The 22949-nt window shown below is 64.1% G+C and carries 16 protein-coding genes and 2 pseudogenes; 15 read left to right on the forward strand and 3 right to left on the reverse strand.

Annotated features, from left to right (window positions below):
* From EO094_RS14815 to EO094_RS14840, 6 genes and pseudogenes are all read left to right on the forward strand, one after another.
* A complete protein-coding gene (locus tag EO094_RS14815; protein ID WP_128293701.1) occupies nt 1–927 on the forward strand; it encodes an ABC transporter permease in 927 nt (308 codons plus the stop codon).
* 1 nt (nt 928) lies between these two features.
* Nucleotides 929–1930, forward strand: a complete 1002-nt coding sequence (locus tag EO094_RS14820; RefSeq protein WP_128293704.1) for an ABC transporter ATP-binding protein — start codon at nt 929–931, stop codon at nt 1928–1930.
* Nucleotides 1931–1947: 17 nt separating this feature from the next.
* Nucleotides 1948–2967, forward strand: a complete 1020-nt coding sequence (locus tag EO094_RS14825) for an ABC transporter ATP-binding protein (RefSeq protein WP_128294278.1) — start codon at nt 1948–1950, stop codon at nt 2965–2967.
* A 72-nt stretch (nt 2968–3039) separates the two neighbouring features.
* On the forward strand, nt 3040–5868 hold the full coding sequence (locus EO094_RS14830) for a heavy metal translocating P-type ATPase (protein WP_164879683.1): 2829 nt from the start codon (nt 3040–3042) through the stop codon (nt 5866–5868).
* A gap of 210 nt (nt 5869–6078) precedes the next feature.
* A pseudogene (locus EO094_RS14835) lies at nt 6079–6566 on the forward strand (GTP-binding protein); the annotation flags it as partial.
* A 257-nt stretch (nt 6567–6823) separates the two neighbouring features.
* Nucleotides 6824–8158: a DUF2778 domain-containing protein gene (locus tag EO094_RS14840; RefSeq protein WP_246008546.1), complete on the forward strand. Its 1335-nt coding sequence runs from the start codon at nt 6824–6826 to the stop codon at nt 8156–8158.
* 43 nt (nt 8159–8201) lie between these two features.
* Here the strand turns inward: EO094_RS14840 and EO094_RS14845 are convergent, their stop codons facing one another.
* A complete protein-coding gene (locus EO094_RS14845) occupies nt 8202–9092 on the reverse strand; it encodes a LysR family transcriptional regulator (protein ID WP_128293706.1) in 891 nt (296 codons plus the stop codon).
* Nucleotides 9093–9221: 129 nt separating this feature from the next.
* Between EO094_RS14845 and EO094_RS14850 the strand changes: the two genes are divergently transcribed.
* From EO094_RS14850 to EO094_RS14885, 8 genes and pseudogenes are all read left to right on the forward strand, one after another.
* Nucleotides 9222–9533: a (2Fe-2S)-binding protein gene (locus EO094_RS14850; RefSeq protein ID WP_128293709.1), complete on the forward strand. Its 312-nt coding sequence runs from the start codon at nt 9222–9224 to the stop codon at nt 9531–9533.
* A complete protein-coding gene (locus EO094_RS14855; RefSeq protein WP_128293711.1) occupies nt 9530–10906 on the forward strand; it encodes an FAD/NAD(P)-dependent oxidoreductase in 1377 nt (458 codons plus the stop codon). The genes EO094_RS14850 and EO094_RS14855 overlap by 4 nt, the downstream gene beginning before the upstream one ends.
* Nucleotides 10903–12060 (forward strand): NAD(P)/FAD-dependent oxidoreductase, encoded by a 1158-nt coding sequence (locus tag EO094_RS14860; protein WP_128293714.1) that lies wholly within the window; start codon nt 10903–10905, stop codon nt 12058–12060. Before EO094_RS14855 ends, EO094_RS14860 begins: the two co-directional genes overlap by 4 nt.
* Before the next feature lie 296 nt (nt 12061–12356).
* Nucleotides 12357–14414, forward strand: coding sequence for a hydantoinase/oxoprolinase family protein (locus tag EO094_RS14865; RefSeq protein ID WP_128293717.1), 2058 nt, complete (start codon nt 12357–12359; stop codon nt 14412–14414).
* 18 nt (nt 14415–14432) lie between these two features.
* Nucleotides 14433–16427, forward strand: coding sequence for a hydantoinase B/oxoprolinase family protein (locus EO094_RS14870; RefSeq protein WP_128293719.1), 1995 nt, complete (start codon nt 14433–14435; stop codon nt 16425–16427).
* A gap of 300 nt (nt 16428–16727) precedes the next feature.
* A pseudogene (locus tag EO094_RS14875) lies at nt 16728–16886 on the forward strand (aldehyde dehydrogenase family protein); the annotation flags it as partial.
* Between the two features lie 14 nt (nt 16887–16900).
* Nucleotides 16901–17959 carry a tartrate dehydrogenase gene (locus EO094_RS14880; RefSeq protein WP_128293721.1) on the forward strand — a complete coding sequence of 353 codons (1059 nt, stop codon included), beginning with the start codon at nt 16901–16903 and terminating at the stop codon, nt 17957–17959.
* Nucleotides 17960–17961: 2 nt separating this feature from the next.
* Nucleotides 17962–19419: an NAD-dependent succinate-semialdehyde dehydrogenase gene (locus tag EO094_RS14885; RefSeq protein WP_128293724.1), complete on the forward strand. Its 1458-nt coding sequence runs from the start codon at nt 17962–17964 to the stop codon at nt 19417–19419.
* Nucleotides 19420–19457: 38 nt separating this feature from the next.
* On the opposite strand, the gene EO094_RS14890 is transcribed toward EO094_RS14885, so the two are convergent.
* Nucleotides 19458–20735: an NAD(P)/FAD-dependent oxidoreductase gene (locus tag EO094_RS14890; protein ID WP_128293726.1), complete on the reverse strand. Its 1278-nt coding sequence runs from the start codon at nt 20733–20735 to the stop codon at nt 19458–19460.
* A gap of 23 nt (nt 20736–20758) precedes the next feature.
* Nucleotides 20759–21427, reverse strand: a complete 669-nt coding sequence (locus EO094_RS14895) for a haloacid dehalogenase type II (RefSeq protein WP_128293727.1) — start codon at nt 21425–21427, stop codon at nt 20759–20761.
* Nucleotides 21428–21658: 231 nt separating this feature from the next.
* On the opposite strand from EO094_RS14895, the gene argE reads away from it, so the two are divergent.
* Nucleotides 21659–22807, forward strand: coding sequence for an acetylornithine deacetylase (gene argE / locus EO094_RS14900; protein WP_128293728.1), 1149 nt, complete (start codon nt 21659–21661; stop codon nt 22805–22807).
* The last annotated feature ends 142 nt before the right edge of the window (nt 22808–22949 follow it).

Genomic DNA, 22949 nt, shown 5'->3' on the forward strand with positions numbered 1-22949 from the left:
ATGGACCCTCAGCTTGTAGATCACATCGAAAACGCGGTGTCGGAGACGGAGACACTCACCTCCGAGCGGGGCCGCAATAAGCTTCGGGAGTTCTTTCGCTCTCCCGGTGCGGTTCTGGGGCTGCTCACGCTTTTTGTGATCATCATTGTGGCGGTCCTTGCGCCGCATATCGCCCCGCAGAATCCTTACGACCTTTCGCAGCTCGATATCCTCGACAGCAGGTTGCCGCCGGGCTCGGAATCCTTCTCTGGCGTGCCCTACGTTCTCGGCACCGATGCGCAGGGACGCGACATCCTCTCTGGCATTCTCTACGGGCTGCGCGCCTCGCTGATGGTGGGTGTGCTCTCGGCGTTCGCCGCCGCGATCATCGGCACTTCGGCGGGCCTCACGGCCGCTTACATCGGCGGGCGGGTTGAGAGCCTCATGATGCGGATCGTCGATCTGCAGCTGTCCTTTCCCACGATCCTGATGGCTTTGATGATGCTCGCCGTCCTCGGCAAAGGCCTGGTGAACGTCATCCTGGCGCTGATCATCGCCGAATGGGCCGTCTATGCCCGCACCGTGCGCGCGACGGCGCTCGTTGAACGTGAGAAAGAATATATCGAGGCGGCGCGATGCCTGCGGCTGCCAGGATGGCGCATCCTCTTCCGCCATCTTCTGCCGAACTGCCTCGCGCCCGTGATCGTCATCTCCACAATGCAGGTCGCCCGCGCCATCAGCCTGGAGGCGACCTTGTCCTTTCTCGGTCTCGGCGCATCCGTGACGGAGCCCTCGCTCGGCATGCTCATTTCCAACGGCTACCAGTACCTGCTCTCCGGCCTCTACTGGATCAGCTTCTATCCGGGCATTGCCCTGCTCGTGACGATCGTCGCGATCAATCTCGTCGGCGACAGGCTGCGTGATGTCCTCAATCCGAGGAACGTGTGAGATGGCCGCTTTGCTGGAAGTGAAGAACCTCGTCACCGAGTTTCCCCGTCATGGTGCAGCGCCCGTCAAGGCGGTCAACGACGTTTCCTTTTCGCTCGAGAAGGGAAGGGTGCTCGGACTTGTCGGCGAAAGCGGCTCGGGAAAATCCGTGACCGGCTTTTCGATCATGGGCCTCGTCGATGCGCCCGGGCGTGTCGCTTCGGGTGACATCTTCTTCAACGGTGAGAACCTCGCAGATCTCAACGCGGAAGACATGCGGCGCCTGCGCGGACGCCACATCGCGATGGTCTTTCAGGATCCGATGATGACGCTCAATCCGGTCCTGCGGATCGAGACGCAGATGACCGAAACGCTCCTCGCGCATGAGAAGATGGATCGTGCCGAAGCGCGGGCGCGGGCGCGCGATGCGCTGGGCATGGTCGGAATCCCAAGCCCTGAAGAGCGGCTCTCTGCCTATCCGCACGAGTTTTCAGGTGGCATGCGCCAGCGCGTCGCCATCGCGATCGCGCTTCTGCACAGCCCCGAGCTGATCATCGCGGACGAACCCACGACGGCGCTGGACGTGACCATCCAGGCGCAAATCATTTCCGAGTTCCAACGCCTGGCCGAGGAGAGGGACACGGCCGTGATCTGGATCACCCACGACCTTGCCATCGTCTCGCGGCTCGCCGACGACATTGCCGTCATGTATGCGGGCCGCCTCGTGGAGACCGGCCCGGTCGCCGACGTCCTGACCGATCCGCGCCATCATTATACGCGCGGGCTGATGGATTCCGTGCCGAGCCAGAACACCCGGGGCGCGCTTCTGAAGCAGATCCCCGGTATGACGCCGAGCCCGGCCAATCTTCCTTCCGGATGCAGCTTTCGCACCCGATGCGGAGGCGCTGACGCGCTCTGCACGAAGCTCCCACCCGAGATCCGGGAAGGTGAGCGGAGCTTTCGCTGCGTGCATCCCTTGGGCGCGCAGTCGTTGGATGCGGTTGCCGGGGAGGCCGTATCGTGAGCGAGGCGAACGAGGTGATGGAAAAAGCTCCAAAGATGCCGCTGGTCGAAGCCTGCGACGTGACGCGTCGCTTCGGTGCAACGCCCGATCTTGCCGCCCGCATTGCCATCAGTGCAGGCGCGGCGGAACCGCCGGCCGTCGTCTATGCGCTCGACGACATCAATCTCTCGGTTGCCCGCGGCGAAGTCCTGGGGGTGGTCGGCGAGAGCGGCTGCGGGAAGTCGACGCTCGGCCGCATCGTGGCGGGCATTCTGCCACCGACCGAGGGAGAAATCCGCTGGAAGGGCGAGCCGCATCACAAGCTGAAAGGGCGGGCGCGCAAGGCGGCCGATCTCGCCGCACAGATGATTTTCCAGAATCCGATGGCGGCCCTCAATCCGCGTATGCGCATCGAGAGCATCGTGGCTGAGGCGCCTCGTGCACACGGTCTCATCGAGGGAAGCGTCTCCGATTACGTCGATGAGCATCTGCGAATGGCCGGCTTCGATCCGGCGATGAAGAAGCGCCTGCCGCACGAATTCTCCGGCGGCCAGCGTCAGCGGGTGAACATCGCTCGGGCGCTCGCCGTGAAGCCGGAATTTCTGGTTTGCGATGAAAGCGTCGCCGCCCTCGACGTCTCCATCCAGGCCCAGATCATCAATCTCTTCGTGAAGCTGCGGGAAGAGCTCGATCTCACTTATATGTTCATCAGCCACGATCTCGGCGTGGTCGAGCATATCTCCGACCGCGTCGTCATCATGTATCTCGGTCGGATCGTGGAAGAGGCGCCGGTGGAAGAGATCTTTGCCCGCCCGAACCATCCCTATACGCAGGCGCTGCTCGCCGAAATTCCGCGCATCGAGCCGCGCAAGCGCCGCTTCCAGGCGATCAAGGGCGAGATTCCGAGCCCGTTATTTCCGCCGAAGGGCTGTCACTTTCATCCCCGGTGCCCGTTCGCCCACGAACGCTGCCGGGTGGAGGTGCCGAAGCTCAAGCCGGTTGCCGGCGGCCATCTCTCGGCCTGCCATCTGAATGACGAGGCCGCCGCTGGGGCGTGACGATCGACTGACTTGACCTTCCAGTGGCTGGAAGCCCCATTTAGGGTGCGATCAGCCACGAGGATTGGTCTCATGAACGAGATTGCACCTGCAGCGAGCTTCAGCGAAGGCTCGTCTTCGCGCCGATACCGTGTCGAGGGCATGACCTGTGCCTCGTGCGTGCGCCGGGTCGAACAGGCGATTGCGGCGCTGCCCTCTGTCGACAAAGCCAATGTCAATCTGGCGACGGAGACGGCGGAGGTCATCTTCGCTGGTACGCCTGAGGATCGCGCCGTCATCGCCGCGATCGAGAAGGCCGGCTACGACGTCCCGCGCGAGAATTTTGAAATCGCCATCGAGGGCATGACCTGCGCCTCCTGCGTCGGCCGGGCCGAGCGCGCGATCAGGGCGGTGCCCGGCGTCGACGAGGTGTCGGTCAATCTGGCGACCGAACGCGCCTCGATTTCGGCCCGGGGCGGGCTTGATCGCGGGGCCGTCGCGGCGGCGATTCGCGAGGCGGGCTATACACCGCGCCTGATCGAGAATGACGCGGCCGGAGCCGACCGGCGCGCCGAGGTCAAGGCGCGTGATTATGCGGCCCTGAAGCGCGATCTCACCATTGCTGCAATCCTGACGCTGCCGGTCTTTCTGGTCGAGATGGGCTCGCATGTCTCGCCGGTGATCCATGATCTCGTGCAGCGGACGATCGGTTCGGGAACCAATCATCTCGTGCAGTTCGTCCTGACGACGCTCGTGCTCTTCGGCCCGGGATTGCGATTCTTCCGCAAGGGCTTGCCGGCGCTTCTTCACGCCGCACCTGACATGAATTCCCTGGTCGTCGTAGGAGCCAGTGCCGCCTGGGGCTATTCCACTGTCGCGACTTTTCTGCCCCAAGTGCTGCCGGCCGGGACCGCGAACGTCTATTTCGAGGCGGCGGCCGGGATCGTGACGCTCATTCTCGTCGGTCGTCTTCTCGAAGCACGTGCCAAGGGCCGCACGGGCGAGGCGATCAAGCGCCTGATCGGCCTGCAGCCGAAGACAGCCCGTGTCGAGCGGGAGGGCCGTTTCGTCGAAGTGCCGCTTGAAGATGTCGTCGTCGGCGATGTCCTGCAGGTGCGGCCCGGCGACAAGATTGCCGTCGACGGAGCTGTGCTGACCGGCACGTCCTATGTCGATGAATCGATGATCACCGGCGAGCCGATCCCCGTCGAAAAGGCCGACGGCGCCGAGGTCGTCGGCGGGACCATCAACAAGACCGGCAATTTCACCTATCGCGCCGAGAAGGTCGGCAGCGATACGATGCTCGCCAATATTATCCGCATGGTCGAGGCGGCGCAGGGCGGCAAGCTGCCGATCCAGGCGATGGTCGACAAGGTCACGCAATGGTTCGTGCCGGCCGTGATGAGTGCGGCCCTCCTGACTTTCCTCATCTGGCTCGTCTTCGGTCCGGAGCCGGCGCTGGGCTTCGCCCTCGTCAATGCGGTCGCCGTCCTGATCATCGCCTGCCCCTGCGCCATGGGGCTCGCCACGCCGACCTCGATCATGGTCGGCACGGGCCGGGCGGCCGAGTTCGGCGTGCTGTTCCGGCGGGGCGAGGCGCTGCAGACGCTGCGCGAGGCAGGCGTGATCGCGCTCGACAAGACCGGCACTTTGACGGAAGGCCAGCCCGAGCTCACCGATCTCAGCGTCTCTGAAGGGTTCGACGAGGCCGAGGTTTTGGCGCTGGTGGCCGCCGTCGAGGCGGGCTCCGAGCACCCGATCGCGGCGGCGATCGTGGCGGCGGCCGAGCGCCGGGGGCTGGGGCTGACGAAGCCCGAGGCTTTCGAGGCGATCCCCGGTTTCGGCATCACGGCACGCGTTGCCGACCATGATGTCATGGTCGGGGCCGACCGATTGATGGCGGAGCACAAAATCGCTCTCGATGGCTTTACCGAGGACGCAGAACGTTTCGGCGCGGAGGGCAAGTCGCCGCTTTATGCCGCGATCGACGGAACGCTTGCCGCGATGCTCGCGGTCGCCGATCCGGTCAAGCCATCGACGCCGGCTGCGATCAAGGCCCTGCACGGTCTCGGGCTGAAGGTGGCGATGATCACCGGCGACAACCGCCGCACGGCAGACGCCGTTGCCCGCCGTCTCGGCATCGATGAGGTGGTCGCCGAAGTGCTTCCACAGGGCAAGATCGATGCGATCAAAGCCTTGCGCTCTGGTGGTCGCAAGGTCGCCTTCGTCGGCGATGGCATCAACGACGCACCGGCGCTGGCGGAGGCCGATGTCGGTCTGGCGATCGGCACCGGCACGGATGTGGCGATCGAAAGCGCCGATGTAGTCTTGATGTCGGGTGATCTCGGGGGTGTCGCCAATGCGATCGCTCTCTCCAAAGCGACGCTTGCCAACATCCGTCAGAACCTCTTCTGGGCCTTCGCCTACAACGTCGTTCTGATCCCTGTGGCGGCCGGCGCGCTTTATCCGTCGACCGGCGTGCTTCTGTCGCCGGTTTTCGCGGCCGGAGCGATGGCGCTCTCAAGTGTCTTCGTCGTCACCAATGCGCTGCGTCTGAAGCGGTTTTCGCCGCCGCTCGAGGTGACCGGAACACACACGAGGCCCATCGCCAAGGCCGCGACGAGTGCCGACCCGGAAACACTGTCGGCGCCTGCGCAATCTGTGTCCCAAACCCCGGCCATGCCGGCCAATGTCATGTCAGAAAAGGAGATTTCGATGCTGAAGCTCAAAGTTGAAGAGATGTCGTGCAAGCATTGCGTGGCAAACGTGGAGAAGGCGGTGAAGGGCGTCGATCCTGAGGCCAAGGTCGATGTCGACCTCGATGCCGGCACGGCCGCAATCGAGAGCTCGGCCGACGAGGCGGCGATCGAAGCTGCGATCCGTGAGGCGGGTTATCCGAACGAGAAGCTCGCCGCCGCCTGAGCGAGCTTTTTGATCTTCCGGCCGGGCGGAAGCGCGAGACCCGACCTGGCCGGAACCCCTACCTGCCTTGGTGCCGCCTCCCATCTGGCCCGTCTGGTGGCCGGCGAACGCGACTTGACATGCGAAAGGCGACCTCGGCATCGATGCGATATGTTATAAAATTACTTATCGCGAGGCGAGATGCGGTAATCCAGGTCCAATGACGGGCGCCTGCCTGTGACCGTGCTGTCGGGTTTTCTGGCGCCGGCAAGACGACGCTCCTGAACCATGTGCTCAATAATCGCGAGGGCCGGCGCGTCGCCGTCATCGTCAATGACATGAGCGAGGTGAACATCGATGCCGACCTCGTGCGCGAAGAAACGGCGCTGAACCGTTTCGAAGAGAAGCTCGTCGAGATGACCAACGGCTGCATCTGCTGCACGTTGCGCGACGATCTCCTCACGGAGGTGCGCCGTCTGGCCGAAGAGGGGCGCTTCGATTGCCTGCTGATCGAAAGCACGGGCGTATCTGAGCCTTTGCCTGTCGCAGCGACGTTTGAGTATCGCGACGAGAACGGACGTAGCCTGTCCGACATCGCGCGCCTGGATGCGATGGTCACCGTCATCGACGCCATGCATCTCCTGCAGAATTACGGATCCTCCGATTTTCTCGCCGATCGCGGTGAGCCGGCGGGCGAGGGGGATGAACGCACACTGGTGAGGCGGATCGAACCGCCCTCGGTGGGGAGGTTGCCCTGGCGCGAGCGAGCAGGCATTCTCCACGCGATTTTTACGTGTCCTGTGCCGGTTGCGGCACAGGCAGCCCGCCGAGAGCGGAGGCGTCGGTTATCGTAAACGAAAGCATAACGAGCCTCGGCGTATAGAGGAGCGAACCACAGTCCGGAGCGCGCATGTGCCGACGTCCGGTCTGAGTGGGAGTTGCGGTTCGCTCGCAGGGGCAGGGGAGAAGCTTGTTGATGAAGCCGAGCTTTGATGCGCGTCTGTTGACGGCGCGGAGACGCCTGAAGGGCTCCAAGCCTCTGCTCTTTTTGAGCGCCGTTGCCGGCATGGCCGCGTCGGTGGGGACGGCGCCGCTCGTCGCCGAGGGGGTCGTACAAGCCTCCGCTCATCTCATCGCGGCCGGAGAGGTTTTTTCGGCGCCGATGATCGGGGAAGACGCGCGGCTCAAACCCGCCTCGCGGGGAGACCGCCTGTCCTCGGTCGCTCTGAGGCAGAGCCCGTCGAACCGTCTCGGACAGCGCAGCTCAACGGTCGAGCACAACCTTTTCGAAGACACCATTGTGAAAGGCCCGGCGACTGGCCTTTTCGACTCGCAGCGTTTCGCCTGGCAGCCGAGGATGGTGCACCTGCCGGAAGTCGTTGCGGGCTATCCGGGGCTCCTGGTGCCGGCGAGCGAAAGCGGCGCCGTACGATCGGCGACGGCCTTTACGATGGCCCCCGAGACCAGTGGCGAAGTGTTTGCGAACCGCTGGATGTCTGAAACTTTTGAGCCCACGGCCGGAGCGTATCTCGCCGCTCTCATCGGGAGCGAGCACGTTCCATCGCCTGACGAGATGGTCCCAGATGCGGTGGCGAGCCTCGACCTCGTTCCGGCGCCGAGGCCAGATATCGGCGAAACGGAGATCGCCAGCCTGGAGCCCGATGCCCGCCCGGCATCGACGGTGGGTTTTGACGAGGCTCTCGATGCGCAGGCCGTTTTGAAAAAGGTGGCCGTGCCGGCATCCCGGCCCACGCCGGGCGTCGCTGCGAGAGGCGGGCGTTCGCCCGCAAGCCTTGCTTATGCGGCGGTCGAAGATCCGGCCGCAAGCGATTCATCTGACGGCTTTTTCAACAAGCTCTTTGCGCCTGCAAGCAGGGCCGCGCTTCCGGGACGGGACAGCGGCATTGCCGTCTACGAAATTCAATCGGCGACAGTCTATCTGCCCAATGGGGAACGTCTCGAGGCGCATTCGGGGCTTGCCAAGATGCAGGACGATCCCCGCTATGTGCGCGAGAAGAACCGCGGCCCGACGCCGCCGAACGTCTACAATCTGGTGATGCGCGAAAGCCGTTTTCACGGCGCGGAGGCCATTCGCCTGCTGCCCTCCGATGGTCGCAAGAAATACAATCGGGACGGGCTCCTGGCGCACCCTTACATGTATGTCGGCGGCGGCTCGCGCTCCCAGTCCAACGGCTGTGTGGTCTTCGCCAATTACGAGCGCTTCCTGAAGGCCTTCAAGAAGGGCCACATCACCCGCATGATCGTCGTGCCGCGGCTGAAGGACCTCAACACCTATATGGCTGCGCTTTAGGGCTCGATCGCCGGGGACTTGATCCGAGCGGCTCTTCTCGCCGTCAGCCTTCCAGATACTCTTCCACCGCCTTCTGTAGATGCTCGATCATGCTGTTGCGGAAGCGCGACCACGGAAGCGTTTCCGACAGGAGCAGATTGATGGGCAGGGAGAGGAGCGGCCGGAACGGCCGCCAGTCGACGTTTTCCGGTGCCATCAGCATGGCGAAGCGGTCGACGATGGCGACCCCCGACCCCTGGGCCACCTGAACGGCCGCAACGATCGACATCGTTGCCTGGATGTCGACACGTCGGGTCTCGTCGTACTGCAGGAAGGCCTCGTCGAGGAGCCCCCCGAAATGGTTCAACGAGTTGAAGGAAATGAATGTCTCGTCGGTGAGGTCCGGCGGCGTGACGTGGCTGAGGGCCGAGAGCCGGTGTCCACGCGGGAAGATGCAGATCATCTCCACCTGGCCGAGGCTCCTCATGGTGAGCGTGTGAAGATCCTGCGGCGACAGGCAGAGGCCGAGATCGACCTGATGTGAACGCACCATCTCCGCGGTCTCGGCTCCCGGCAGGAGATGCGAGACGATCTTGACCCGCGGATTTGCCGCGCGAAACGATGCGATCGCGCGCGGCACGATCGCGGCGGCGAGCGAGGAGGAGGCGGCGATGCGCAGCACGCCGCCCGAGCCGGCGCGCAACTCCTCCGCAAGAAGCCGCAACGCTCCAAGGTCTCGAAAAACGCGGTCGGCGTCCGGGAAGAGCATCTCCGCCTGCGGTGTTGGATGAAGGCGGCCGCGGATTCGCCGAAAGAGCCGGAGACCGAGTTGATCCTCCATGTGATGGAGGATCTTGCTCACGGTCGGCTGCGACACGTTGAGAAGCTTGGCGGCGTCGGTGACGCTGCCTGTCTGCATGATCGTGCGAAAAATCTCGAGCTGGCGCGCGTTCATGGGTCTCCGGCCCGGCTTTGTTCCGCCAGCCTATAGCCTTGGGCTATTGTTTGTCGACACATCGGAATTTGATCTCGTCTGTATCTCGCTCTTCAATCGCGGCAACGAGACGCAGCGGTTTTGCATGTCATGGACGAACAGTCGCTCTTTCTTCGTGTCGCCGAACAAGATCGCGAGATCGTGCCCTTCTTTGTGAACGGACACCCAGCGATGGCGCTGTCTGGAGACACCGTACTGACGGCGCTCCTGACCCATGATCACGAAGTGCGTCGCAGCGAAATCCTGCAACAACCGCGAGCGGGCTTCTGCCTGATGGGGGCCTGTCAGGATTGCTGGATTTGGACTGAAGACGGCAGAAGAGTCCGTGCCTGCTCCACGACGATCGAGCCGGATATGCGGCTGCGGACTCGTTCGCCTTTCAACGGAGCGCGTCCGGAATGAGCTCGTCTCGGGTCGTCGTCATTGGTGCGGGGCCGGCCGGAACGCGGGCGGCGGAAACGTTGGTCGCCGCCGGATTGAGGCCGGTGGTTGTTGACGAAGCGCCGAGGAGCGGCGGCCAGATCTATCGCCGCCAGCCGCAGGATTTCAGCCGACCCTTGAAGAAGCTCTACGGGTTCGAGGCCGACAAAGCCGCCCGTCTCCACGAAACTTTCGACCGTCTTCAAGACAAGGTCGACTATCGTCCGGGGACGATGGTCTGGGGCACGGAGGGCCGCAATCTCCACCTTGCCGACCGCGACGGCCGCCAAGACGTCGTCGCTTTCGATGCCCTCATCCTCGCCACCGGCGCCGTCGACCGCATCATTCCCTTCGAGGGTTGGACGATGCCCGGTGTCTATACCTTAGGCGGCGCCCAAATCGCTCTCAAATACCAGGCCTGTCTGATCGGCCGGAATGTGGCGCTCGTCGGGTCCGGACCGCTCCTCTATCTCGTCGCCTACCAGTATCGCCGTGCCGGTGGAAAACTAGCCGGTATCTTCGATACGACACCGCTCTCGCGTGAGCTTGCGGGTCTGCCGAGAATGGCGGCAAACCCCGCCAATACGGCGAAGGGGCTCTACTATTTCGCCTGGCTGGCAGCACACGGCGTTCCCATGCTGCATGGCGTTTCGCCGGTCCGCGCAGAAGGCGAGGGGCGTGTCGCGCGCCTCGTTTTGCGCGACCGCACGGGCCGCGAGCGGACCTTTGCCTGTGATGCGGTCGCGACCGGCTATCATGTCCAGTCGGAGACGCAGCTTGCCGATCTTCTCGGCTGCGATTTCGCTTTCGATGCCCGCGCCGGGCAATGGCTGCCCCGCCAGGACGAGATGGGGCGCTCTTCGGTGGCTGGCGTCTATCTCGCTGGAGACGGCGCCTCGGTGCGTGGCGCCGATACGGCCGAGGCGACCGGCACGCTTGCCGCGCTCGCCTGCCTTGAGGATCAGGGCCTGCCACGTGATGCGGCCGCGCGCGATCAGGCGCTCCAGGCCATGCGGCGAGGTTCGGTCTTCGCGTCGGCGCTGCGTGATGCTTTCCCGTTTCCCGAGCATCTCTACGAGAACCTGGCCGATGAGACGATCCTGTGCCGATGCGAGGAGGTCTCGGTCGGCACGTTCCGCGCCACCTTGCGGGACAAGGGCGCTGATGAGGTCAATCGTGCAAAGGCGTTCTGCCGTGTCGGCATGGGGCGCTGTCAGGGGCGCATGTGCGGTGCTTCGGCGGCGCGTGTCGCCGCGCAAACGCTCGGTGTCGAACTCGCTTCCGTCGGCCGCCTGCGCGGACAGGCACCGGTGAAGCCGCTGCCCGCCGCCATTCAGGCGGAGGCCGGCGAATGACGGACGCGACGAAATACGATGTGGTCATCGTCGGTGGCGGGCTGATGGGCGCGTCCGCAGCCTTCTTCCTTGCGACACGCTACAAAGCCTCCGTGGCGCTTGTGGAGCGTGGTCGCGTCGGCGCTCAGGCGAGCGGCGTCAATTTCGGCAATGTTCGGCGCCAGGGGCGTCCCTTCATCCAATTGCCGCTCGCGCACCATGCCCGTGACATCTGGGGCAGGCTGCCGGCACTGATCGGCGAGGATTGCGAATTCCTGCCGACGGGTCATCTCAAGATTGCCTTCGACGAGGATTCGCTTGCGGCCCTTGAGACCTATAACGCGGAGGCACGACACTGGGGCCTGTCGCTGACGCTCATCGGTGTGAACCGGTTGCGCGCGGACTATCCGTTTCTCGGGCCCGGTGCCGTCGGCGCCTCGTTCTCGCCAGAGGACGGGCACGCCAACCCACGGCTCGCCGCGCCGGCATTCGGACGGGCAGCGCGGCGGGCGGGCGCGCATGTCATCGAGCAATGCGAAGTGATCGGCGCCACGCGTCAAAGCGACGGTTTCATCATCGAGACGGCGGATGGACGCGTTCTGCGCACCCCGATCCTCATCAACAGCGCCGGGGCATGGGGCAATCGCTTTGCGGCCGGCTTTGGCGAATCCGTCCCGATGGAAGCCCGCGGCCCACAGATGGGGGTGACGGAATCGCTTCCCTACTTCGTCTCGCCTGTGCTCGGGACGGGCGATTCCAGTTTCTACATGCGCCAGGTGAAGCGCGGCAGCGTCGTCTTCGGAGGCGGTGGTCATGTTGCGGTCGATCTTGCCGATCCGAGGCCGCGTCCGCGTCCCGCACATCTCCTCACGCAGCTGCGTTCGCTTACGAGATTTCTCCCCTCAATGGCCGGCGTGCAGGTGGTGCGCACATGGAGCGGCGTCGAGGGCTACCTCCCGGACAAGCTGCCGGCGCTCGGCTGGAGCGCGAAGGTCCCGGGCCTTCTGCACGCTTTCGGCTTCAGCGGTCACGGTTTTCAGCTCGGTCCAGGCGTCGGATCGGTCCTCGCTGATCTCGCTGCGACCGGCGACACGAACGTTCCGATCGAGCCTTTCTCGATCCAAAGGTTCGCCGGCAACGGTCCCGCGAAAATCTCTTCCAGGCCCAGCTTATGAAGCTGATCGACAATCTGCGTGAAGCCACCCCCAACGGTCCCGGAGCAAAAATGCGCTCAAGACGAAATTTCTCGCCTGCGCGGCGCGCTCGGCGATCGCCGTGGATGCCGAGGCGATCTGGCGCGCCGTGCGCGGTCCGCCAGGCGAGGGACGCGTCGCGGAGATGATGAGGCACGTCCAAGTGCATCACTGATACCGCGCCAGCCCAGAAATTCGAGATGGATGCCGACCAGAGCGCCGATCTGCCGAAGGGCGGGCGGCGAAGGGACCGGCTTTGACGACAAGGAGACGTAACGATGAGCTATCGAGTCGGTGTCGATATCGGCGGGACCTTCATCGATTTCTGTTTTTTCAACGAGCAGACGGACGACATTTTCACCCTCAAAGTCCTCACCACGCCTTCAAAGCCGGGCTCGGAGGTGATGGAAGGGCTGAAGATCGCGCAAAGTCGCCACGGCATCGAGCCCTCCGAGATCACGAGCTTCGTCCACGGCACGACCGTCGGCGTGAACACTCTGATCCAGGGTGTCGGCGCGCGGCTCGCACTCTTCGCCACAGAGAATTTCGAAGACGTTCTCGAGCTGGCGCGCCTGCGCATGCCGGAGACCTACAATCTCCAATCCTCACGCCCGGACCCCCTTGTGGCGAAAGACCTCGTCTTCTCCATTCGCGAGCGCATGCGCAGCGACGGCAAGGTGTTGCGGTCGCTCGACCGCGACAGCGTCATCGCAGCCATTGAACGCGCTCGGGAGAAAGGGGCGGAGGGCATCATCGTCGCCCTCATCAACGCGTATCGCAACGCCGATCATGAACGCGAAGTGGTGCGCATCGTGCGCGAAGTGGCGCCGGAGCTCTTCGTCTTCGCTTCCACCGACATCTGGCCGGTGATCCGCGAATATGAGCGCACCACGACGGCGGTCATCAATGGCTATGTGCATCCGCGCGTCGCCCATTACATCTCCTCGCTGCAAGAAGCCCTGCGCGAGCACGCGGTGGAGCCGGAACCGCTGGTGACGAAGTCGAACGGCGGCATCATGAACGCCGAGCTCGGCAAGGAGAACTGCGTCAGCATGCTCCTTTCCGGCACAGCCTCGGGCGTCATTGGCGGTGCCTTCGTCGCCAGCCGGGCCGGCTGCATGGACGCGCTCACCATCGATATCGGCGGCACCAGTGCCGACGTCGCGGTGATCATCGACGGCAAGCCGCAATTCGCTGCCGGCGAGAAGGTGGGGTCACATTCCCTCTACGTCCCGGCAGTGGCGGTTTCCTCGATCGGTGAGGGCGGCGGCTCGGTCGCCTGGGTCGACGATTTCGGCGTTCTCAAGGTTGGACCCGAAAGCGCCGGTTCCGATCCGGGGCCTGCCTGCTACGGGCGCGGCGGCACGAAGCCGACGATCACGGACGCGTTCGCCGTCTGCGGCCTCATCGGCCATGAAAGCCTTGCCTATGGCAGCATCTCCATCGATGCGGACAAGGCACGTGCGGCTGTCGGCACGATCGCGGACAGGCTCGGCTGGAGCCTGGAAGCGACGGCGCAGGCGATCATCAACGTCGCGATCTCCGGCATGTATCTGGAGATCAACAAGCTGATCGCCCGTCACGGCATCGACGCTCGAAGCTTCACGCTCGTCGCTTTCGGCGGTGCGGGCCCGATGCTGGCGCCCATGCTGGCACTCGAACTTGGCATCCGCCAGGTGCTCGTGCCGACGACGCCCGGTGTCGTCAGTGCGCTCGGCGGCCTTGTCTCCGACATCCGCAACGACTTCATCGCGAGCCATTATCTGACCGTGGCGCCCAAGAATATGGAAGCGATCCGCGCGGGATTTGCCGAGCTTAAGAGCGAGGCTCTCGCATGGCTGCGCGAGGAGCAGAAATACAAGGGCGAGCCGACTTTCCTGCTCTCCGCCGACATGAATTACGCCGGCCAATCCTTCGAAATCGAAGTCGACCTCGAGGCGAACTGGCTCGAGGGAGAGGACGTGACGGCGATCATCGACGCCTTCCACGCACGCCATGTGCAGCTCTACGACTTCCATGACGCCGATGCCGAAGTGAACATCGTCAATCTGCGTCTCGTCGTGACGGCCGCCGGCCCGCGTCCCGAGCTGAAGAGCGAGCCGGTTTCTCCGGCGCCTGCGGAGCCCGCCCGCTACGTCCCGGCGACCTTCGCCGACAAGAAGGTGCAGGCGGGCCTCTACCTCCGTCACGACCTCGTTCCTGGACATTCTTTTGAAGGCCCCGCGATCGTCATCCAGTCCGACACCACGACCTGTGTTCCTGAAGGCTTTTCAGCCTCAGTCGACGGCTTCGGCAACATCATGCTGCAGGCGACTGCGGAAAAGACCCTCATCTGATCGGCCCGGGAGAGAAACATGACCGACAAGGCTACCCTGCAGATCCTCGCCAACCATTTCCGGGCCGCCTCGGAGAGCATGGCCTACACGCTCTACCGCACCGCCCAATCCGCCTTCGTCAAGGAGACGGAGGATTTCACCGTCGCGCTCGTCACGCCGGAAGGAACGACCTTTTCGGTGCCCCTCGATTACGGTGCGACCTGGTATCCGGGGCTCGATTACGGGCCGGGGATCGAGCGGATTGCCGAATACAACGAGGGCGACGTCTGCCTCACGAACGATCCCTACAGCGGCTTTCTCGCCACCCACACGCCCGACATCCACATGTGGAAGCCGATCATCGTGGACGGAAAGCTCGTCTGCTTCGCTGTCGGCCACATCCACAATACCGATATGGGCGGCGCCGTCCCGGCCAGCCTGTCGCGGACGCTGACCGAGATCCACCAGGAGGGCATCCGCTTCCCGCCCTGCAAGCTCTACGACAAGGGAGTTCTCAACCAGGAACTCCTCGACATCATGATGACGAATGTTCGTCAGCCCGAACAGAACTGGGGAGACCTCAAGGCCTTCGTAGGCGCGCTCAACACGGGCGAACGGAAGGTGCGCGAGATCGTCGCCAAGTTCGGCGTGGAGGCGGTGACACAGGGCATGCACGACATGCTCGACTACGGCGAAAGCCAGGCGCGCGAGATCCTGCGTTCGATGCCGGACGGGGTCTATGAATTCTCCGATTATTGCGATGAGGATTCGCTCAACGGCTATCCCTGCCGGCTGGCCTTGAAGCTGACGATCTCAGATGGCGAAGCGGAACTCGATTTCACTGGCACCGACACCCAGCTCACCTCGTCGTTGAACGTGCCGACGGGCGGCAATCCGCGCCATACGCTGATGCTCGTCGGCGTCTATTACATCCTCTACAGCCTCAACCAGAACCTGATGCTGAACGCCGGTCTGACCCGGCCTTTCACCTGCATCTTGCCCGAGGGCAGCGTCGTCAATCCGGTCTTCCCGGCGGCGGTCGGAATGCGCAGCCTGACCTGCGGGCGGCTACGGAGCCTGATTTTTGGAGCGTTCGCACAAGCGATTCCGGAGCGGATGCCGGCGGCGCCGGCCGGATCGAGTTCGATCGTCAACGTCATGACGACGGAGCCGAAGACCGGGAGGCGCATCATCGCTGCGATCGATCCGATCGTCGGCGGCTCGGGCGGCATGCCGACGCGCGATGGAACGGACGGCTCCGGTGCGGACGGCGCCTATCTCAAGAACACGCCCGTGGAGATCAATGAAGCGGAGGTGCCGATCGAGATCATCCGCTACCGGCTTGCGCCAAATTCCGGCGGTGCCGGGCGCTGGCGCGGCGGGCTCGGCACGATGCTCGAGTTCAAGGTTTTCTCGCCCCACACCCGCATCACCATCCGTAACCGCGACCGCAGCCGCTTCCGCCCGTGGGGGATCCTCGGCGGCAAGGCCGGCAAGCCTTCGGATTCGATCCTCAATCCGGACACCCCGCGCGAGACGATCCTCGGCAATCAGGATTTCGTCATCGCCGAACCGGGCGATGTGTTCCGTATCTTCTCGCCCGGCGGGGGAGGGCGCGGCTCGCCTCTCGACCGGGAGCCTGCCCGCGTCCTGCGTGACGTCGAACGCGGCTTCCTGTCGGAGAAGCTCGCTCTTGAGGAATACGGCGTCGTCATCGTCGCCGGCGCCGTCGACGAGGTGGCCACCGAGACACGCCGCAGTGAAATGCGCGCGGAGACGGACGGGGGCGCCTTTTTCGACTTCGGCCCTGAGCGCGAGGAATATGAGAAGGTGTGGACCCGCGAAGCCTACGACGCGCTGACGGAGATCATGTTCTCCCTGCCGGTCGAATGGCGCTTCTTCATCAAGCATCGCATCTTCCGAGCGCTTGAAGAGGCCGCAGACACCGGCCACGGCAGTGCCGAACTGGTGCGGCGCGCTTATCAGGAGCTCCTCGAGGAACTTCCTCAGATCCGGGAGGCGGTGCCCGCTTGAGCGGGCGAGGTTAGCAGGAGGCGGAGGGGCGGGGCACGGCAAGCGAGGCGCGGTCCCCCAGTCTGCGGTCGCCCTGGGGACAGGACGAGACACCCCCGACCTCTCTCACGCCGAATGAGGCAGGTTCTCCACTTTTCGCTGGCATGCGCGTCATTATCCGCTTCGCGCAGCCCTCCTTGCAGAGGATTCTGCCAAGCATGCCGTCACTTCGTCATGTCCTGTCGGCATGGCTCGGCTAGCTTCGCGCAGCCCCCTGCCGTCTCCGCGAGGCCTCCCATGTCCCTGAGTTTTGATCCGCCACGTCTCCCGGCAGGAACCGCGTGGATCAACCGCCATGGCCACTCGCAGGATCACATCCTGCCGACCGACGACTCAAAGAGCTCCGGCCTCGTCAAGGATCTCGGCCGCGAAGCCTTTCTCGCCAACCGACGGACGACGTCGATGTTGATCGATCTTTGAAGGACGGAAATGACATGAGCGCAGCTAAGACCTACGACATCGCTCTGGTGCCGGGAGATGGTATCGGGCCCGACGTGACGAAAGCCGCCTGGGCGGTTGCGGAGGCTGCAGCCGCGAGAGATGGATTCGCTCTCGCTGGCACGACCTATCCCTGGTCCTGCAATTATTACCTGGAGACCGGGCGGATGATGCCGGAGGACGGCATCGAGACGCTGCGTGGCCACGATGCCATCCTGCTCGGCGCTGTCGGCTGGCCCGCGACCGTCCCCGATTCCGTGTCGCTGCATGGCCTTCTCCTGCCGATCCGGAAGGCTTTCGATCAGTATGCCAACATTCGTCCGCATCGGCTTTTGCGGGGCGTGGAAGGGCCTCTCAAGTCGGAGACCTTCGACATTCTGTGCATCCGCGAAAACACCGAAGGCGAATATTCGGGCGCCGGTGGGCGCGTGCATCAGGGCACGTCCCAGGAAGTGGCGGTGGAGACGGCAATTTTCACCCGCACCGGCGTGGAGCGAATACTGCGCTTTGCGTTCGAGGCGGCAAAGGGGCGGCGCGGGCGTGTCGCGTCGGTGACGAAGTCGAACGCGCAGAAGCACTCGATGGTGTTCTGGGATGAGATCACGCGTCTCGTCGCGGCCGATTATCCGGATGTGGAGGTGACCTCCTACCATATCGATGCGATGGCGGCGCGCATGGTGATGGCGCCTGAGACGCTCGATGTCGTCGTCGCCTCCAATCTCTTCGGAGACATTCTCACGGATCTGGGTGCGGCGATCCAGGGCGGTCTCGGCTTCGCCGCCTCGGCGAATGTCAACCCGACGCGCTCCGCCCCCTCCATGTTCGAACCTGTCCACGGTTCGGCCCCGGACATTGCCGGGAAGGGTCTTGCCAATCCTCTCGCGGCGATCTGGTCGGCCGCGATGATGCTGGATCACCTCGGTGAAGGGCAGGCATCGGCGCGCATTTTGAGGGCGATGGAGGCCGCGACGGCTCGCGGCTTCGGCATTCGGCCGGGCGCCCAAACGACTGATGCAATCACGAACGCCGTTTTGACGGCAATCAACGAGGAATGACGATGGACGGCAATATCTCTCCGAGCCTTTTGCGGCAGGCGGGGCTCATCGACGGAGCTTGGGTCGAAGCCGATCAGGGCGCCACGATCGAGGTGATCGATCCGGCGACGGGCGCGGTCATCGGCACGGTCCCGGATATGGGGGCGGCCGAGACGCGGCGGGCGATCGAGGCGGCGGAGAAGGCCTTCGCTTCCTGGCGGCGTACGACGCATGCGGAGCGTGCCGACAAGCTCCTTGCCTGGTACGGGCTGATGCTTGCGCATGAGACGGAACTCGCCACGCTGCTGACCCGCGAACAGGGCAAGCCGCTTGCCGAAGCGCGGGGCGAGATCCGCTACGGAGCTTCCTTCGTGCGCTGGTTTGCGGAAGAAGCGCGCCGGATCGGTGGCGAGACGATTCCGTCACCGACGCCGGATCGGCGCATCCTGGCGCTGAAGGAACCGGTCGGGGTGGCCGCGATCATCACGCCTTGGAATTTTCCGAACGCCATGATCACCCGCAAGGTGGCGCCGGCGCTCGCAGCGGGCTGCACCGTGGTGGTGAAGCCGTCCGAATTCACGCCATTTTCGGCACTGGCACTCGGCGTTCTGGCCGAGGAAGCGGGTATCCCGGCGGGTGTGATCAACATCGTCACCGGCATGCCGAAGGACATCGGCGGCGAGCTCACCGGCAGCGAGATCGTGCGCAAATTGAGCTTCACCGGTTCGACGCGCATCGGGTCGCTCCTGATGGCGCAGTCGGCCCCGACCGTGAAGCGGCTGAGCCTCGAACTCGGCGGCAATGCCCCGTTCCTCGTCTTCGACGACGCTGATCTCGATCTCGCGGTCGAGGGAGCGATCGCCTCCAAGTTCAGGAACGGCGGCCAGACCTGCGTCTGTTCGAACCGCATCCTCGTTCAGGCGGGCGTCCATGACGCCTTCGTCGAAAAGCTCTCCCGGCGGGTCGCGGCGATGCGTGTGGGGTCGGGCCTTCAGGAGGGCACCGATATCGGTCCGATGATCAATCGCGCCGCCCTGGAGAAAATCGAACGCCACGTGGAGGACGCGCTCGCGCGGGGCGCGAAGCGTGCGCACGATCCTGTCGAGCTGCCGGACGGCCCGCAATACGTCGCGCCTCTCGTCCTGACTGAGGCGAATACGGACATGCTGCTCGCCTCGGAGGAGACGTTTGGGCCGATTGCGCCAATTTTCCGCTTTGAGCGCGAGGAGGAAGCGGTCGCGACCGCCAACGCAACGCCGTTCGGGCTTGCCGCCTATTTCTACACGCGCGATCTCGCCCGCACATTCCGCGTCGGCGAGGCGCTCGATTTCGGCATCGTCGGGCTCAACACGGGTCTTATTTCGACGGAAGTCGCGCCTTTCGGCGGCGTCAAACAGTCGGGCCTCGGGCGTGAAGGCGCAAAGGTAGGTATCGAGGAATATCTCGAGACCAAGGCCTTTCACATCGGCGGCCTCGGCTGAAAAACTCTGAAAAGCGGGAGCCTCACATGAGGCTCCCGTCACTGGATCCGGTCGAGAGCCCGGTAGTAGAGCCCGACGAGCGGCAGGAACCAGGGCTTGCCGAAATGGCCGGGCACGGCCTGCCAGTCGACACCCTTCATCGGATTGCGGTCGTCACGACCGAGAATCACATCGGCCATGATGGCGCCGAGATGGGTGGAGAGCTGGGCGCCATGGCCGGAATAGCCCATCGCATAATAGACGCCATCGGCTTCCCCGGCACGGGGGAAGCGGTCCTTCGTCATGCCGACGAGGCCGCCCCAGCAATAATCGATGTCGATATCGGCGAAGTCGGGGAAAACCTCCGCCAGGTTCTCACGCAGGATGCGACCGGACTTTTCGTCTGACGTGGCATCCGAGACGGCGGAAAAACGGGCGCGACCGCCGAAGATCAGGCGATTGTCGGGCGACAGGCGGAAGTAATTGCCGATGTTGCGCGAGGTGACGCAAGTCCGGTTGCCGGGCATGACCGCCTCTGCCTCGCCCGGGCTGAGCGGACGCGTCGCGATGACGAAGCTGCCGACCGGGATGACCCGGCGGCGGAAATAGCCGAAGGGCCCGGTCGTATAGGCACCAGTCGCGAGGAAAACACGCTCCGCCGCGAGCGTCCCGCGTGGTGTAGTCAGCAGGTGACCGGAGGCGGTCTTCGTGTGGTCGCGGACCGGTGCGTCTTCGAAGATCATCGCGCCGTGGCGGTGTGCGGCCTCTGCGAGGCCGTGGACGAAGCGGCCCATATGCATCATGGCGCTCTTCTTGAAGAGCATGGCCCCGTGAAAGGCGTCGGAGCCGATCTCGCCGCGAAGGTCGTCTTTCGCCAGGAGGGCGGTTTCCGGGTCGACTTCGTTGTGCACCGCCTCGAAGTTCTTCGCGATCGCTGAGAGATGTTCCGGCTTGGAGGCGAGCTTCAGCTTTCCCGCGCGACGGAAGCTGCAATCGATCTTTTCCTCCGCGACGATCCGCTCGATCGTATCGATCGCATCGTCGAACGCGCGGTAGAGGGCTTTGGCCCGGTCCGCACCGAGCTCTTCTTTTGCCGCCGGATAGGAGTGGGCAAGGCCATTGTTGAGATGGCCGCCGTTGCGACCCGAGCCGCCATAGCCGACGTGCCTCTCTTCAAGGACGGCCACGGAAAGCCCGGCCTTCGCAAGGCTTCGGGCAGCCGACAGACCGGTAAAACCTCCGCCGATGACGGCGACGTCGTAACGGCCGTCGACAGGGCCTCGCGCGCCGCCGGTGAAGCGCGGCGCGGTTTCGTGCCAATAGGATTTGAGCTGCATCGTCGCTGGTCCCGGGACGCGGCTCAGAGGCCGACCACAGCCGGCAGACCGGAAATGTCGGCGATCTCGGTGTAGCCGTAATAGGGATTTGCTGGTTCGTGGCCGCGGTTCACCCAGACTTTGTGCTCGATGCCGAGATCGTACGCCGACATGAGGTCGTAGCGGAAAGACGATGAGCAATGCAGGATCTCATCGGGTCCGCAGCCGAGCTGATCGAACATGTATTCGAAGGCCTGGAAGCGCGGCTTGTAAGCATTGGCCTGCTCGGCGGTGAAGACATGGGCGAAAGGCGCGCCGAGCTTCTCCACATTCGACATGATCTGAGAATTCATGGCGTTTGACAGGATGACGAGAGGATATTCCTTGGCGACCTTCGCAAGGCCGGCCGGCACGTCCGGATGCGGACCCCAGGTCGGCACGGCTTCATAGAATGAGCGGGCCTCCGCCAGATCGAAAGCGACGTCATTGCGTTTGCAGGTGCGCTCGTAGGCGCTGACGAGCACCTCTTCATAGGGCTTCCAGTCGCCCATGATCTCGTCGAGCCGATAGGCGGAGAAATTGCGGATGAAAGTGGCGAGCTTTTCCTGCGACAGCCTTTCTCCGAGGATTTCTTTGGCTCTCTCGGCCATCTGAAAATGGGTGAGCGTACCATAGCAGTCGAAGGTGATGTATTTCGGGCGGAACACGGGCATGGCCTTTCTTCACTGCGACGATAACGGCGCGTTGGGGGCTATCCTGATGTGAGCGTAGCGGCGATTTCGCGCGCGTTTTCGTGGTCCGCCCCGCAAGCAAAGCAGATTCTTCCGAATGCCGGGGTCCACACGGCAAGGGCTGCCGGTCCTTTTCTGCCAGTCTTGATTACGACGCGCGATCGTTTCCAAAGGATGGCGTCCTATTGCGCTCCTGCCGGGGAAGGCTCACCGATGTCCGCCGAACGTATGCTCTCTGCCCTTGTCGCTTTCCGCTCCGTCGTAGGAACGCGCAACGGGGCACTCATCGACTATATCCGCGACTATCTCGCCAGCTACGACATCGCCTCGGCGGTGATCTCCGGGCCGGAAGGCGACCGCTTCAACCTCTTCGCGACGATCGGCCCGAAAAACGTCCCGGGCTACGTTCTCTCCGGCCATATCGATGTCGTTCCGGCGAATGAGACGGGATGGGCATCCGACCCGTTTCGCCTGCGCAATGTGGAGGAGAGGCTCATCGGTCGAGGCGCCGTCGACATGAAAGGTTTCGTGGCGGCCGTGCTTTCCTCTGTGCCGGAGCTGGCGGCGTTGGAGCTGCAGCAGCCGATCCATATCGCACTCTCTTACGATGAGGAGGCGGGCTGCCGCGGTGTGCCGCATCTCATCGAAAAGCTGCCGACTTTATGCGCTCCGCCTCTCGGCTGCATCGTCGGCGAGCCTTCGGGCCTGGAGCCCGTGCTGCGTCACAAGGGCAAGGCCGCGATCCGCATCCGGGCGGAAGGCGTCGCCGGCCACAGTTCCCGCCCAGATCTCGGTCAGAACGCCATCCACGCCTTGTTGCCCGCTTTGAAGGCGGTCGCTGATGAGGCGGCGAACCAGGAAGAGAGCGGCCCGAGAGATCCGCATTTCGCGCCGCCCTACAGCACCTTGCAGATCGGCGTGGTGTCGGGAGGCGAGGCGCTCAATATCATCCCGAGCCATGCGGAGGCGGATATCGAGGCGCGGGCCGTGCCAGGGCTCGATCCGTTGGGATTGCTGCAGGGTGCGCTTGCGGAGGTCGAAGCGAGCGAGGCTCTCGAGGCTGAGGTGATCGCGAGCTATCCCGCGCTGTCGTCGGACGAGGACCATCCGCTCGCCGCGCTTGCCGCGGAGCTCTCCGGGCATGCTCTGGTCGAAGCCGTGAGCTACGGGACGGAGGCCGGTCTGTTTCAAGCCGCCGGAGTTCCGTCCATCGTCTGCGGGCCGGGCGACATCTCCCGGGCGCACAAGCCGGAAGAATATATCACCGTCGATGAGCTCAACGAGGCCCGCGCAATGGTGCTCCGGCTGGGACGCAGGCTTGCGGTGGGGGGCATATCCGAGGACATGGCGCGCGCCCTTTGAAACGTCTCAGGAAGCTCAGCGGTTGCGGCTCGCTCGGTAGAAGCTGCGGCAGCGGATCGGCGGGACGGCCGGATGTGTCGTCGGTGACGGGCGCGCCGGGCACATCGTTCTCTCCTGTCCTGCTACCAATTGCGAGAACCAA

The sequence above is a fragment of the Afifella aestuarii genome (assembly GCF_004023665.1).
Taxonomy (GTDB): domain Bacteria; phylum Pseudomonadota; class Alphaproteobacteria; order Rhizobiales; family Afifellaceae; genus Afifella; species Afifella aestuarii.

Coding starts and splice junctions, on each gene's coding strand:
- EO094_RS14815 (WP_128293701.1), top strand. CDS start 1: ATGGACCCTCAGCTTGTAGATCACATCGAAAACGCGGTGTCGGAGACG.
- EO094_RS14820 (WP_128293704.1), top strand. CDS start 929: ATGGCCGCTTTGCTGGAAGTGAAGAACCTCGTCACCGAGTTTCCCCGT.
- EO094_RS14825 (WP_128294278.1), top strand. CDS start 1,948: ATGGAAAAAGCTCCAAAGATGCCGCTGGTCGAAGCCTGCGACGTGACG.
- EO094_RS14830 (WP_164879683.1), top strand. CDS start 3,040: ATGAACGAGATTGCACCTGCAGCGAGCTTCAGCGAAGGCTCGTCTTCG.
- EO094_RS14840 (WP_246008546.1), top strand. CDS start 6,824: ATGAAGCCGAGCTTTGATGCGCGTCTGTTGACGGCGCGGAGACGCCTG.
- EO094_RS14845 (WP_128293706.1), bottom strand. CDS start 9,092: ATGAACGCGCGCCAGCTCGAGATTTTTCGCACGATCATGCAGACAGGC.
- EO094_RS14850 (WP_128293709.1), top strand. CDS start 9,222: ATGGACGAACAGTCGCTCTTTCTTCGTGTCGCCGAACAAGATCGCGAG.
- EO094_RS14855 (WP_128293711.1), top strand. CDS start 9,530: ATGAGCTCGTCTCGGGTCGTCGTCATTGGTGCGGGGCCGGCCGGAACG.
- EO094_RS14860 (WP_128293714.1), top strand. CDS start 10,903: ATGACGGACGCGACGAAATACGATGTGGTCATCGTCGGTGGCGGGCTG.
- EO094_RS14865 (WP_128293717.1), top strand. CDS start 12,357: ATGAGCTATCGAGTCGGTGTCGATATCGGCGGGACCTTCATCGATTTC.
- EO094_RS14870 (WP_128293719.1), top strand. CDS start 14,433: ATGACCGACAAGGCTACCCTGCAGATCCTCGCCAACCATTTCCGGGCC.
- EO094_RS14880 (WP_128293721.1), top strand. CDS start 16,901: ATGAGCGCAGCTAAGACCTACGACATCGCTCTGGTGCCGGGAGATGGT.
- EO094_RS14885 (WP_128293724.1), top strand. CDS start 17,962: ATGGACGGCAATATCTCTCCGAGCCTTTTGCGGCAGGCGGGGCTCATC.
- EO094_RS14890 (WP_128293726.1), bottom strand. CDS start 20,735: ATGCAGCTCAAATCCTATTGGCACGAAACCGCGCCGCGCTTCACCGGC.
- EO094_RS14895 (WP_128293727.1), bottom strand. CDS start 21,427: ATGCCCGTGTTCCGCCCGAAATACATCACCTTCGACTGCTATGGTACG.
- argE (WP_128293728.1), top strand. CDS start 21,659: ATGTCCGCCGAACGTATGCTCTCTGCCCTTGTCGCTTTCCGCTCCGTC.